Origin of the sequence: Candidatus Pantoea multigeneris, assembly GCF_011752615.1 — a bacterium.
Lineage (GTDB): Bacteria > Pseudomonadota > Gammaproteobacteria > Enterobacterales > Enterobacteriaceae > Pantoea > Pantoea multigeneris.
Genome location: NZ_VWXF01000003.1, coordinates 302,849 through 316,205, shown reverse-complemented (window position 1 = coordinate 316,205; position 13,357 = coordinate 302,849). Strand labels below are relative to the sequence as shown.

15 protein-coding genes are annotated in these 13,357 nt (G+C 53.3%); 6 read left to right on the top strand and 9 right to left on the bottom strand.

Annotated features, from left to right (window positions below; translation table 11 throughout):
- The first annotated feature begins 59 nt into the window (after positions 1-59).
- Complete coding sequence (gene tpx, locus F3J40_RS10325) at positions 60-563, top strand: thiol peroxidase (protein ID WP_167014292.1); 504 nt, start codon at positions 60-62, stop codon at positions 561-563.
- Between the two features lie 39 nt (positions 564-602).
- On the opposite strand, the gene tyrR is transcribed toward tpx, so the two are convergent.
- The 7 genes from tyrR to pspA all read right to left on the bottom strand — a co-directional run bounded on the left by tyrR (position 603) and on the right by pspA (position 6,258).
- Complete coding sequence (gene tyrR / locus F3J40_RS10320; protein ID WP_167014290.1) at positions 603-2,174, bottom strand: transcriptional regulator TyrR; 1,572 nt, start codon at positions 2,172-2,174, stop codon at positions 603-605.
- Between the two features lie 95 nt (positions 2,175-2,269).
- Positions 2,270-3,325, bottom strand: coding sequence for a YcjF family protein (locus F3J40_RS10315; protein ID WP_167014288.1), 1,056 nt, complete (start codon positions 3,323-3,325; stop codon positions 2,270-2,272).
- Positions 3,322-4,719, bottom strand: coding sequence for a YcjX family GTP-binding protein (locus tag F3J40_RS10310; protein WP_167014286.1), 1,398 nt, complete (start codon positions 4,717-4,719; stop codon positions 3,322-3,324). The genes F3J40_RS10315 and F3J40_RS10310 overlap by 4 nt, the downstream gene beginning before the upstream one ends.
- Positions 4,670-4,939: a phage shock protein PspD gene (gene pspD, locus F3J40_RS10305; RefSeq protein ID WP_017346217.1), complete on the bottom strand. Its 270-nt coding sequence runs from the start codon at positions 4,937-4,939 to the stop codon at positions 4,670-4,672. Before pspD ends, F3J40_RS10310 begins: the two co-directional genes overlap by 50 nt.
- 44 nt (positions 4,940-4,983) lie before the next feature.
- Positions 4,984-5,337 (bottom strand): envelope stress response membrane protein PspC, encoded by a 354-nt coding sequence (gene pspC, locus F3J40_RS10300; RefSeq protein ID WP_167014476.1) that lies wholly within the window; start codon positions 5,335-5,337, stop codon positions 4,984-4,986.
- Positions 5,334-5,558 carry an envelope stress response membrane protein PspB gene (gene pspB, locus F3J40_RS10295; protein ID WP_017346219.1) on the bottom strand — a complete coding sequence of 75 codons (225 nt, stop codon included), beginning with the start codon at positions 5,556-5,558 and terminating at the stop codon, positions 5,334-5,336. The genes pspC and pspB overlap by 4 nt, the downstream gene beginning before the upstream one ends.
- Positions 5,559-5,592: 34 nt before the next feature.
- Entirely contained in the window at positions 5,593-6,258 is a 666-nt protein-coding gene (gene pspA / locus F3J40_RS10290) for a phage shock protein PspA (RefSeq protein ID WP_017346220.1), read from the bottom strand.
- 159 nt (positions 6,259-6,417) lie between these two features.
- Between pspA and pspF the strand changes: the two genes are divergently transcribed.
- Positions 6,418-7,407: a phage shock protein operon transcriptional activator gene (gene pspF / locus F3J40_RS10285; protein WP_167014284.1), complete on the top strand. Its 990-nt coding sequence runs from the start codon at positions 6,418-6,420 to the stop codon at positions 7,405-7,407.
- A 6-nt stretch (positions 7,408-7,413) separates the two neighbouring features.
- Here pspF and F3J40_RS10280 read toward each other — a convergent pair whose 3' ends face one another.
- Positions 7,414-7,998, bottom strand: a complete 585-nt coding sequence (locus F3J40_RS10280) for an ATP-dependent Clp protease proteolytic subunit (protein WP_167014282.1) — start codon at positions 7,996-7,998, stop codon at positions 7,414-7,416.
- A gap of 345 nt (positions 7,999-8,343) precedes the next feature.
- Positions 8,344-9,777 carry an MFS transporter gene (locus tag F3J40_RS10275; RefSeq protein WP_167014280.1) on the bottom strand — a complete coding sequence of 478 codons (1,434 nt, stop codon included), beginning with the start codon at positions 9,775-9,777 and terminating at the stop codon, positions 8,344-8,346.
- 130 nt (positions 9,778-9,907) lie between these two features.
- Between F3J40_RS10275 and F3J40_RS10270 the strand changes: the two genes are divergently transcribed.
- The 4 genes from F3J40_RS10270 to F3J40_RS10255 all read left to right on the top strand — a co-directional run bounded on the left by F3J40_RS10270 (position 9,908) and on the right by F3J40_RS10255 (position 13,327).
- A complete protein-coding gene (locus F3J40_RS10270; RefSeq protein ID WP_167014278.1) occupies positions 9,908-10,288 on the top strand; it encodes an ArsR/SmtB family transcription factor in 381 nt (126 codons plus the stop codon).
- Positions 10,289-10,475: 187 nt separating this feature from the next.
- Positions 10,476-11,057: a TetR/AcrR family transcriptional regulator gene (locus F3J40_RS10265; RefSeq protein ID WP_167014276.1), complete on the top strand. Its 582-nt coding sequence runs from the start codon at positions 10,476-10,478 to the stop codon at positions 11,055-11,057.
- Positions 11,058-11,129: 72 nt separating this feature from the next.
- Positions 11,130-11,972: a nitroreductase family protein gene (locus F3J40_RS10260; protein WP_167014274.1), complete on the top strand. Its 843-nt coding sequence runs from the start codon at positions 11,130-11,132 to the stop codon at positions 11,970-11,972.
- Positions 11,973-12,361: 389 nt separating this feature from the next.
- Positions 12,362-13,327: an NAD-dependent epimerase/dehydratase family protein gene (locus F3J40_RS10255; protein WP_167014272.1), complete on the top strand. Its 966-nt coding sequence runs from the start codon at positions 12,362-12,364 to the stop codon at positions 13,325-13,327.
- The last annotated feature ends 30 nt before the right edge of the window (positions 13,328-13,357 follow it).

Here is a 13,357-nt window from a genome sequence, read left to right as displayed (position 1 = left end):
CCTGAATTTGCATTGATGACTCGCACGCAGAGTTATTCCATCAATTAAAAGGAAAGAACATGTCTCAGAACGTACATTTTCAGGGTAACCCTGTCCCAGTAGCCGGTGAGTTTCCACAGCAGGGTGACCAGGCTAAACCTTTCTCTCTGGTTGCCAAAGACCTCGCTGACGTTGGCCTTGCGCAGTTTGCCGGTAAGCGTAAAGTACTGAACATTTTCCCAAGCATTGATACCGGCGTTTGCGCCGCTTCTGTGCGTAAGTTCAACACTGAAGCAGCAAACCTGGAAAACACCGTAGTGCTGTGCATTTCTGCTGACCTGCCGTTTGCTCAGGCGCGTTTCTGTGGCGCAGAAGGCCTGGAGAATGTTGTGACCCTGTCTACCCTGCGTGGCGCAGAGTTCAAACAGGATTACGGCGTCGCGATCAGCGAAGGCGCACTGAAAGGCCTGACTGCACGTGCAGTCGTGGTTCTGGATGAGCAGGATAAAGTGATTCACCGCGAACTGGTGAACGAAATCACCGATGAGCCAAACTACGCAGCAGCACTGGCAGCACTGAAATAAGTGCCGTTGTGGATGGCCCCTCGGCCATCCACACTTTGTTTACTCCCCCTCTCCTTCGCCGCGTTTCTGGCTCAATCCATACTCACGCAATTTATTGGCAATCGCGGTGTGCGATACACCAAGACGTTTCGCCAGCTTTCGCGTGCTGGGATAAGAGAGATAAAGACGTGTCAGCACCGACCGTTCAAAACGACTGGTGATTTCATCCAGTGAGCCTTCAATCGCCCCGTCATCCATGCGCATATCCAGCGACTGTTCCGGCAGCACGATATCCTGTGGTCGCAGCTCATACCCTTCCAACTGGGTCAGCGCCCGATAGAGCGCGTTTTTCAACTGCCGCACGTTACCCGGCCAGTTATAGCGCGTCAGGAACGGTGTCAGCTGGGTCGACAGACGCGGACGTGGAATGCCCTGTTCATCGGCGAAGCGTGCCACAAACAGTTCGGTTAACGGCAGGATGTCCTGCGGACGCTCACGTAACGGTGGCAGGTTCAACGTCAGAACATTGAGGCGGTAAAACAGGTCTTCACGGAACTCCCCGTTTTTCACCAGCTCAATCAGGTTTTTCTGCGTGGCACAAATCACGCGCACATCAACGTGTACCTCATGCTCTTCACCCACACGGCGGAAAGTGCCGTCGTTGAGGAAACGCAATAGCTTAGTCTGCATACGCGGTGACATCTCGCCGATCTCATCCAGCAAGACTGAACCGCCGTTGGCCTGTTCGAAGAAGCCTTTTTTGCCTTCCAGCGCATTGGGATACGCGCCCGCAGCGTGACCGAACAGCTCGCTTTCCGCCACATCATCCGGCAGTGACGCACAATTAAGCGCGAGGAACGGCTTTTTGCCGCGCGCGCTGCGCAGGTGACAGGCACGGGCAAGCATATCTTTGCCGGTGCCGGTATCACCAATGATCAGCAAGGGCGCGTCGTGCATCGCCAGTTTGCGCGCCTGATCCACCACCTGACGCATCTTCGGTGCCACCGCCACGATATGCTCGAATTCGGACTCGTCCGTGACCATCAGTTTTTGCAGTTGCTGCCCCATACGCGCGGTGGATTTGAGCATCACCATTGCGCCCACCAGTTGCCCCTCTTCGGCCTGATCGGCACTGAGGTAGACGGGGCGAGCTTCCATCAGGAAATCGCGTCCTTCAATCACCACATGTTGTGCCTGGGCTTCAACACGCTCACTCTCCAGCCAGCGCAGGAAGTTAAATCCGGCGATCAGGTTAATGGCGTTGTGATTGCGGATTTTCTGCTCATCCAGATTAAACAGGTTTTGTGCCGCCGGGTTGCTCAGCTCAACCTTGCCCTTCAAATCGATAGAGAAGACCGGCTCTGGCATCGCAATTAACAGCGCGCTCAACGAGCGATGTTCACGTTCAGAAGGCATGTAAGCCACCGTGCGCACATCTGTCACGCCAGGCGTACGCCGAATTTCCGCCATTAAATTACTGAAAGCGGTAAATTCCAGCGCACTAAAGTTGAGGTAAATTCGTCCGAGAGAGGCAATTTCAATGCCACGCAGATCGATATTGCGCGCGACGAGGAGATCGAGCAGTTCACGCGCCAGACCGATTCGGTCCTGGCAAAAAACTTCAAGACGCATAGCGGAGGCCTTGTACTGATATTGATAATGAAATCATACGTCAATACAGGTCGGATCAGGAAGGGGGCTGTCAGGAAAAGTTGACAGCCCAGACATTATCCGCTGTTTTTATCTGCACCTCGGGCGCGGAGCTGAGTGATCAGCTCGCGGCGGAAATCGCCTAAACGCGGTTTGTCATTCTCCAGCCATGGCAGTGGGCGGCACAGCTCCATCGCTTTAACCCCAAGACGGGCAGTTAACAGCCCCGCCCCAATGCCCTGCGCAGCGCGCGCGGAGAGCCTGGCGGCCAAATCCTGGGACATCCAGTCCATACCCACTTCGCGCACCAGCTCTGAAGCACCCGCAAAAGCAATATTAAGCAAGACCAGACGGAACAGACGGATACGGCTAAAGTAGCCCAGCTCAATGCCATACAGCGCGGCAATGCGGTTGACCAGCCGAATATTACGCCAGGCAATAAAGGCCATATCCACCAGTGCCAACGGGCTCACGGCAATCATCAACGCGGACTCTGCCGCATGTCGGCTGATTTCACTTCGCGCCTGGCGGTCCAACACCGGCTGGACGATTTGCGCGTAGAGCCGCACTTCTTCGCTGTCGTTGTGAGTCTCATGCAGCGCCGCACGCCAGCGTTGCAGCGCCTGATGGCCTTGATCCAGCCCCGCCTGCTGGGCTAGCGCCTCACAGAATACGCGACCCTGGCCGATGCCCTGGCTGTGCAAGAGTTCACGACCTCTGTCACGGGCCTCTCCGCGCTGGCGCAGACGCCGCATACGTTGCCACTCACTGCCCAATGCACCTGCACCGGCCAGTACAATCAGCCCACCGGCACTGCCCAACCCGAGCGCAAACCAGTCATGGGTTTGCCAGGCATCGTGCATCCACTGTACGCCTTGTGCGACCACACTCACCGCCAGCAAACCGCATCCCAGCGCGACCATCCGACGCCACAAGCTGCGTTTTGGCCGGAGTGCAGCATCCACCGCCTGCTCTGCTGCATCCGGAGTAACCGCCTCCAGGTCCGTTTCCGGCTCGCTGATAAAGCTATCACTGCGCTCGTCAAACACCTGATTTGGCTTGATCTCAACGTCCTGTTTTTGCTCCAGCGTCTCGGTGAAGTCGAGGCGGGGTTTAATCGGCGTCTGTGTCATCGCAGTTTATCTCCCAGTAAAAATTCCAGTGCGGCATCAAGGCGAATATGCGGCAACGGTTGATCGGTAGTGTGTGCGCGTGGGCGGAACTGCTCGAACTGGAAACCCTGCTCCTGCCAGAACTGCGGCCCCGGCAAACGCGGCGGGACTTCGCCAGGATAGACGGTAAGCGGCGTACCATCACTCAGCCTTGCACCGCGCAGAGCAGGAATCGTTTCTCCGTTATGGCTCACGGTGCCACTTTCCGTTGCCTGCACCGAAGCGAGCCCCAGGCAGTCAATGCTGATACCTTCAAATGCCGCATTCTGCCAGGCATCCTGCACCAGCTGTTGCAGCAACGACACCATGTTGCCATGTTGGTCGGCGGTGATGTGATCGGCTTTGGTCGCTGCGAACAGCAAGCGATCGATCACCGGCGAGAAGAGGCGGCGAAACAGCGTTCGCTGACCGTAGTGAAAACTCTGCATCAGTTGCGTCAGCGCCAGTCGCATATCGTTAAACGCCTGCGGGCCGGTATTCAGCGGCTGTAGGCAATCGACTAATACAATCTGGCGATCGAAACGCAGGAAATGATCGCGATAGAACCCTTTCACCACATGCTGGCAGTACCATGCATAGCGCGTCTGTAACATGTGCAGATGCGACCCCTTCTCAACCTGTGCCAGCTTGCTGGCCGGGAGGTCGTCCAGTCCGGGTAACGGGAAGAATTGCAATGCAGGAGCACCGGCCATATCACCTGGCAAAATAAACCGCCCAGGTTGGATGAAATGCAGCCCGGCCTGCTTGCACTGGTGCAGGTAGTCGGTCCAGGCGGCGGCAACGTCCGCCAGTTGGTTTTCATCAGCGGGTGCGAACGGGTCAAAATCCTGACATAAACGACGCCATGTCGCGGCTAACTCGCCCCGCTCACCTTGTAACAGGCCAACCATCTGCCGTGACCAACTGAGGTAGTCTTGTGCCAGCATGGGTAAATCGAGCAGCCACTCACCGGGATAATCGACGATCTCCAGATATAACGTGGCGGTGTCACGCAGATGGCGCAACAGGGAATTTTGTGGTCGATAGCGCAGCGCGAGCTGCATTTCGCTTATGCCTCGGGTCGGCGTGGGCCAGGTTGGCGGGGTGGAATAGAGCTGCGCGATCCCTTCATCATAGCTAAAGCGGGCGGTGCCCATATCGCGCTGTGGCACCCGTTTAACGCCGAGCAAACGTTGATCGCGCACCACGGAAAACAGCGGCAGACGCGCGCCGCTGTTAACGTTAAGCAGCTGGTTAACCAGCGAGGTAATAAATGCGGTTTTACCGCTCCGGCTCAGGCCGGTGACTGCAAGGCGAAGATGGCGGTCAGTACCGCGATCCATCAGTTCCCGCAGCTGGTTTTGCAGATTGATCATCGGACTCCTTGATGAAGCGTGACGCCAGGCGGCGCATCACTTTACTCAGCACTGGCTCAAGTGCCAGTGAGATCAGCAGACGCAGCGGGCGGCGTGCGACCGATTTTACTGCCCAGCCCGTCACTCCCGCTGGGCCATAAGTCACGGCTGAGATAATGATAAATTTCGCCACCGACTTCAGCGCCGGGGCTGCGCGACGACGCAGGTTAGCGTGTTGCATCATTGTACCTCTTTTTTAGACAGAACCCGCTGGTGCCTGCGGGCTTATAGTTGCCGGAAACGACTACGAACGCCGAAGGTTTCAGACGTGACGTAACGTTCCATCTCTCTGATGCGTTGCTCGTCACGCTGCATATCCCGCGCCAGTTCATCAAGCAGTTGACCCGGTGCCGGGCTGCTGGCCTCCTGCTCGCTGACCGCTTGCGGTTTTTCATCCAGGACAAAGCCCAGCACGAAATAGAGCGTAATGGTGATGGCAAACAGGCCAAAGAACAACGACAACACCACAATCACCCGCAGTAACAGCACCGGAATGTCAAAATACTCTGCCAGTCCGGCACACACGCCGCGTACTTTACCCTTTTCCGGCAGACGCCACAGTTTACGTCCATTCATTATGGCTGCCTCCAGTTTGGGTGTTCTGCATCCAGAATCGCTTCCAGTGCCAGAATACGCTCACGCATCCGTTGCGCATCCTGATTGAGCTGTTGCAACTGCTGAACATCGCCAGCCGCCAGTGAGTTACCGTTACGTTTGTTGCTGTAGTGCAGCCAAAGCCAAATTGGGGCGACAAACAGCACAAAAATGGTTAACGGAATAGCAAGAAACAAGGCGCTCATGGACTCTCCTTAATCACGCGTTGATACGTCAGTCTTATTCACTACGGTTCATTTTGGCTTTCAGCGCAGCAAGCTGCTCGCTGATCTCGTCATCGGCCTGCAACTCGGCAAACTGCTGGTCGAGGCTTTTACTTTTGCCAAAACGCTGGCTTTCCGCTTCTGCTTCCATATGGTCAATACGGCGTTCAAACGATTCGAAGCGCGCCATGGCTTCATCAATTTTGCCGCTGTCGAGCTGGCGACGCACATCACGTGAGTTGCTGGCAGCCTGATGACGCAGCGTCAGCGCCTGCTGGCGTGCGCGAGTTTCACTCAGTTTTTTCTCCAGCTCACCAATTTCACCTTTCAGGCGATTCAGCGTCTCTTCGACCTGTACGACTTCATCACGCAGCGAACCGATCAAATCGGTCAGTTTCTGTTTTTCAATCAGTGCGGCACGGGCCAGATCGTCTTTTTCACGACGCAGCGCCAGTTCAGCCTTTTCTTGCCACTCAGCCTGCTGCACTTCAGCCTGTTCAATGCGACGTTGCAGATGTTTTTTCTCTGCCAGCGCACGCGCAGAGGTGGAACGCACTTCAATCAGCGTATCTTCCATCTCCTGAATCATCAGGCGGACCAACTTTTGTGGGTCCTCGGCACGCTCCAGCAGGGAGTTGATGTTGGCATTCACAATATCGGCAAAGCGAGAAAATATACCCATTCTGGTGCTCCTCAAAAAAGCGGGTTCAATATGCTGCATAAGCTAATACAAAAGCCGTGCCAGTTTTTATATTGCTGATATTTAACAACTTTAAAATTTTACAGCGTCCAGGACTTCACGTAAGGTAGTGAAATTGATTAATGATTAGTGAAATTCATCATGGCTTCTGCAACTGATAATCTGTTAGGCGAGTCGGATAACTTCTTAGCCCTGCTGGAGCAGGTTTCGCGCCTCGCGCCGCTGGAAAAGCCCGTGCTGGTGATTGGCGAACGCGGTACCGGTAAGGAGTTGATCGCCAGCCGTTTGCACTATCTTTCCGAACGCTGGCAGGGGCCGTTTATTTCACTGAACTGCGCGGCGCTGAATGAAAACCTGTTGGATTCCGAGTTGTTTGGTCATGAAGCGGGCGCATTTACCGGCGCACAGCGCCGCCACCTCGGGCGCTTTGAACGCGCCGATGGTGGGACGCTGTTTCTGGATGAGCTTGCCACCGCCCCGATGCTGGTGCAGGAGAAACTGCTGCGCGTGATTGAATATGGTCAGTTGGAACGTGTCGGCGGCAACCAGTCTTTGCAGGTTAACGTGCGCCTGGTGTGCGCCACCAATGAAGATCTTCCTGCACTAGCCGCAGCAGGTAAATTTCGTGCGGATTTGTTAGATCGGCTGGCTTTTGATGTGGTGCGACTGCCACCGTTGCGCGAGCGGCGCAGTGATATTTTGCTGATGGCAGATCACTTTGCGATTCAGATGTGCCGAGAACTGCGTCTGCCGCTGTTTCCCGGTTTCACGCCTCAGGCAGAACAAACCCTGCTGGATTATCACTGGCCGGGCAACGTGCGTGAATTGAAAAACGTGGTTGAGCGTTCAGTGTATCGCCACCACAGCAGTGAAATCCCGCTGGATAATATCATCATCAATCCGTTTGCCGGTCTGAGCGCTGAACCTGTTCATGAACCAACGTCAGTGCCCGCCGCCCTGCCCGCTCTGCCGCTGGATTTACGTCAGTGGCAAAATCAGCAGGAGCGGCAGCTGGTTGAACTGAGCTTGCGGCAGGCGCGCTATAACCAAAAACGCGCCGCTGAACTGCTCGGTGTGACCTATCACCAGTTGCGGGCGATGATGAAAAAACATGGGGTTGAAAGTCAATGACCGGCGTTATTGCAGGTTCAACTCATCCTGCCGGACGATGGATTTAGACACCAGGCCATAGTCGATAGCCTCTTTGGCTGGCATCCAGAAATCCCGGTCGATGTCATTGCGCACACGTTCCAGCGGCTGGCCGGTCTCTTTGGCGATCAGCTCGGCGATGCGCTCCCTGATCCGAATGATTTCCCGCGCCTGAATTTCAATATCGGAGGCTTTACCACCCACGCCACCGCTGGGCTGGTGAATCAGAAAACGGGTATTGGTCAGGCAGAAACGACGCTCTTTTGGCACGGATAAAAACACATTGACCGCTGCACTGCCGACCCAGCCGCTGCCAATCATGTTCACCGGCGCTTTAATAAAGCGGATAACGTCATGAATCACATCGCCAGATTCCACATGGCCACCGGGAGAGCAAACCAGCAGATTGATGGGATCGGTTGACTCATCGGCCAGCGCCACCAGCTGCTTTACAATGCTGTAGGCCAGCGTGTCGTTGATCTCGCCAAACAACAGCACCGTACGCGATCTGAATGCCTTCTCTTCCAGAAAAGCCTCGTGCTGAGGCACTTTGACTTCCGTTTTCTCTGCCATAACCGCTCTCTCTCTTAAATGATGTCAGACCAAAGCGTAGCAGCCGTTGCGCAGAAACAGGAAAAAACGGGGTGGAAAATGATGCTGTAAGGTGGCCGGAGGGAGAATTACAGGCCCCAACTATAATAGAGCCTCCTGAAAGCCCTTTGTGCCATAACCGACATATTCTGGGTGAGTTTTCATCATTACGTTGTCTAAGCACATTATATATCTCAGGATTTTTGCTGCGGAGTCGCTCTGATGTGTAGAAGCAGCGTTCAATCATTCCCCCAACTAACAATATAAAAGACCTGCCATACAGCAGGTCTTGCTCACAAATACGTTTTCTCTGAAGCGATATTTCAGTCAGGTCATTTCTGCTGACAAATCAGTGGCAGCTTTGTGAGGTAACAAGTAGGAAACAAAAAGCCCCGCCATCTGTCCGCCTGCAGCCAGATAAAAGGCAAGCTGTAAGGCATTTTCGAGACTCTTCTCTGGGTTAACCTGCTGCAGACTGATAGTCCCACTACCTGATAAAGCAACCAACAGCGCAATACCAATAGCATTCCCAACATTCAGCGTGGTAGAAGCCATACCCGAAGCAATCCCCTGTTCGCCAGGCTTTACGCCTGAACCTGTAGCGACCCACATTGCCGTCCAGACAATTCCCTGCCCTATTCCTGAAATAACCAGTCCGGGTAATACGGCCACATAAGATGCCCCGGAATAAACTGATGGTACTAATGCCAACGTACCCGCAACTCCAGTTAAAAAACCGGCCAACAACACTGTGCGTAACGACAGCCTGTTTGCAAGCCGGGCTCCGAATTGCGTTCCGGCAAAAATGGCCAGCGAAGGAACGATAAATGCCAGGCCGGTCTCCAAAGCGCTGTATTTCATCATGCTCTGAAACATAAGCGTCAGAAAATAAGGCAGAGCACCAAAGGTTCCCATATAGATGAACGTGATCACCATGCCGGTGACCAGACTGCGATTCCTGAATAATCGCACCGGCATTAGGGGGTCAGGGCTGCGAAACTCTATGGCAGTAAACGCCAGCAGAAATACCACTGCCAGGCTCAGTGATAAGAGAATATGCTCTGACAGCCAGCCGTCTTCAGGACCCTGAACCAAAACATAAACCAGCAGGATTGCGCCTGTGGTTACAGTCACCGCGCCCGGCAAATCGAAGTTGCGGCGTTCTTTCTTGATGTGGTCCTTTGGTAAAACAAAAAAAGCGGCGCAAATTGCAATCGCTGCCAGTAAAACATTGACGAAAAATACCGACGGCCAGCCACATGCGCTGGTGAGTACCCCGCCAGCAAGCGATCCTAGCGTAAGACCACTTGCGCCAGCGCCGCCCCAGACAGCCAGTGCGCGGTTGCGCGATGGCCCTTCCTCAAACAGTCTGTTGATCAGCGAAAGCGTGGCAGGAAAAAGTAATGCCGCACCAATGCCCTGTATGGCTCGTGCAATTACGATGACAACGGGACTCCACGCTAAGCCACCTGCTAGTGAGGAGAGTGCATAGAGCCATAACGCCCCAATAAACACTCGACGTTGCCCCAAAAGGTCTGCAGCCCTTCCGCCGAACAATAAAAATCCGCCACAGCACACCGTATAAGCACTGACCACCCACTGAAGGGTGTGCTCTGAAAAACCCAGTCCTGATCCAATTTCAGGCAGTGAGACAAACACAATATTGATATCCAGGGAGTACATGAGCTGTGCGAAAGCAAGCAACGCAAGGCTGAGGTGCTGAAAGCGAGGGGCACCTAATTCTCGTAAGGCAGTAACCATCAAATTATCTCCATATAAACTAATGTACGAGTACATACGTACAATAAATGTATGTATGTACTCGTACATTAGTCAACAGATAAAATTTAACGTAGAGTGTTGCGATGCTTGCAAACTGATGAGAAACCCTATGCTCTCTAAACACCCTGATGCCGAACAAATACGTCTTGAAAATGTGCTGACAGCGTTGGGAAATCCACTGCGTCTGACTGTGGTGCGTGTTCTGGCTGGCGGCGGTGAGCATCCTTGCAGTGCCGTGCTGAGTGGTATTCCTAAATCAACGCTGACTCACCACTGGCGTGTATTACGCGATAGCGGTGTTATCTGGCAGCGCCCTTTCGGTCGCGAAAATTTACTCTCGCTGCGCCGGGAAGAACTTGATGCTCGCTTTCCTGGGCTGCTGGATGCTTTGTTGGGAGCGGTGAAAAACGATGCACTGACGCAGGAGTCGACTACAAAGAATTTGCCAGTGCCCTCAACTGAACAGAAGGGACGCGTGGAGGATAAGTGAAGGGAACTGAACGTTTAAGTACCCTGTCTCGTTCATAGCGGATCTTCAGCCGTCGGCTTAGTGCCAACAGCGGACGTTCATAGGCATCTTCCAGGGAACATAAAAAAATAGATGAGGCAACCACAATTCTTGGCCAATCATTCCATAATTGCTAATGTGATTACCGTCTTTACTATGGGAGAGCCATATGGCAGGCAGACCGAGAGAATTTGATGATCAGCTCGTGATTCAGGCGGCAATGGATGCGTTCTGGCGAAACGGCTTTGAAGCGACATCAGCTCAGGAACTCGTTGAGAGCACCGGGCTGGGCCGTGGAAGTCTGTATGCGGCTTTTGGTAATAAAGAAAATCTCTACCATGAAGCCCTGCGCCGTTATCACAGCTCAAGCATTGAGTTTCACGAGGTTGTATTCAGCCAGGCCGGTAGCGTTAAGGACAGGTTACGCAGCCTGCTAGAAAAAGGTATTGAACTGGATTTCAGCAACATTGAGCGCAACGGCTGTATGGCAATATTTTCTCCCCTGGAAAGAGCCGCTAAAGATAAAACCGTTGAAGAGCTCAGCCGCCGTTATATCAAAAAGCTTGAGGCAATGTTCATCAGGCTTTTCGCCGCTGGAATCGCTGCCGGGGAGTTTCAGACCGAGCGGCAACCTGAAGTCATGGCTAAGGCATTCATGTGTGCCTATTTCGGTTTCCGGGTGTTCGGCAGGGTTGTGCATGAGCCTGAATATCAACGTGATGCAATCGAAGCATTAATAATGAGCATTTAGTTAAAAGGCCACCCGGCCTTTTTATTTACTTAATTCTTGAATGAACATTACAGTATTACCAGGAGAAAATTAATGTCTGAAGATTTAAACAAGGTTCAGCTGATCGCTGCCCGTTACGGTGAGAAAGACCGACCAGAAAATATCATCTGGAATGCGCAGATTGAAGGTCTGCTCAGCCATCGTTCCGTAAGGAATTTTTCACAGCAAGCCCTGCCGGAACACTGGTTTGAGACGCTTGTTGCGGCCGCTCAGTCTGCCTCAACATCCTCAAATCTTCAGCAATGGAGCATGGTGGCAGTTACCGATCCTGCACTCAAGGCGCAGGTCAAAAAGCTCTCTGCGGGAGATAAAGGTCTGGCGAATGGATACATTGAGGGGGCTCCTGCAATACTTCTCTGGGTTGCAGACCTGTCACGGAATCATGATATGACCGTCTCAGACGGCCTTACTCCGGGTGTGCATGATTACCTTGATTCATTTGTAATGGCGACAGTTGATGCCGCACTGGCTTCGCAGAATGCAACGGTAGCAGCAGAGTCAATCGGGCTGGGTACGGTTTATATTGGTGCGACACGCAACAAGGCTAAAGAGCTGGCTGAACTTATTCAGCTACCGGCCCACAGCTATGTTGTATGCGGCCTGGTAGTCGGATGGCCTGCAGCCGACAGCGATGCAGCCATCCGTCCGCGCCTGCCGCAAAGTGTGGTGGCTCATCACAATCTCTACAGCGCTTGTGACCTTGACGCTCACGTAAGAAGTTATGAAGAGGCATTCCATGCATTTCGGGAAGGTCTGGGAATGAAAGATAAAACATGGAAACAGGTAGTCCAGGGCGCAGCGACAAGTCTCGCTTATATGGATGGCCGCCAGAATCTACGGGCTACTCTCGAAGAGCGTGGTTTCGGTTTTAAGTAGGGCAGTTCAGGCAGTTGGGCATTCATGCGCAGCCGCAAATTCATCAACTTTCTCGTCTTCCAGACTCATGCTTTAAAACTTCCGCTTTTCGCTCACAGCGGACATGCTAGCCCACTGGACTGGCCGCTTCGTACCAGAAGCGGACATTTCTTCTCTGGTGCATCAGCATGGGTCTAAGGATTTTATTCTTCCATTACCTAATTAATGGTTCATGATTATTACGATTTCGCCATAAATGCATTCGGTATTCAGTCAAAGTCAAAAGCGTCAGCACGCTTTAGACTTCTCCTTTCAGTGAAATGAGCATTCAATCTGTGCCTTTCTGATACTGCCGTGTTCTGAAGGAGCCGGCTTCTACAGCCGTGCCGGGAACCATAAAGGAGAATGTCATGTCTCGTATTGTTGTGATTGGTGGCAGCGGCCACGTCGGAACCTATCTCGTGCCAATGCTGGTTGAGCTGGGGCATCAGGTAGTTAACGTCAGCCGTGGCTCAGCAAAGCCTTACCGTCCGCATTATGCCTGGTCCGCAATTGAAAACGTCTCTCTGGATCGAGTGAAGGAAGAAGAAAAAGGCACGTTCGGTCAGAAGATTGCTGATTTGAACGCCGATATCGTTATCGACATGATCGCCTTTGATTTGAACAGTACGCGTCAGGTTGTCGATGCCCTGAAAGGAAAAATTGAGCATTACCTTTTCTGTAGCTCTATCTGGGTTTATGGGCGTTATGTTTCAGTGCCATCTCTAGAAACCGATCCTGTGAACCCAATCGACACCTATGGGCAGGGTAAAGCGGACAGTGAAGCCTGGCTGATGCGCGAAGCGCGTCTTTCCGGCTTCCCGGCAACGTGCTTCCGTCCGGGGCACATCGTTGGTGAGGGATGGGTGCCGACTACTCCGCAGGGTAACTCTAATCCTGAAGTCTATTCGCGCATTGCGCGCGGAGAAACGCTTTCGCTGCCTAACCTCGGAAGTGAAACGGTACATCACGTTCACGCAGTGGATGTCGCTCAGCTTATTATTAAAGTCATTGAAAACCGTTCTTCTTCAGTAGGCGAAATCTTCAATGCCGTGTCCGGTCAGGCCATTACGCTGAGAGGCTACGCAGAAGCTGTTTTCCGCTGGTTTGGTAAAGAGCCGTCCCTGAAGTTCCAGCCTTTTGATGAGTGGCTTGCAGGGCTTGAGCCTGAGTTTGCTGAGAACTCCAGGGGACATGTGGTGAGAAGCTCCTCGCACTCCATTGAAAAAGCGCGCGTCAGGCTGGGTTACCAGCCCCGCTACAGCAGCCTGGAAGCCATACATGAATCCGTGCAGGCGCTGATTTCCCAGGGGCAGGTAGAGTCACCGTCGCACTGAATATTGTGCTGATGCTCATTTAACCCTTGC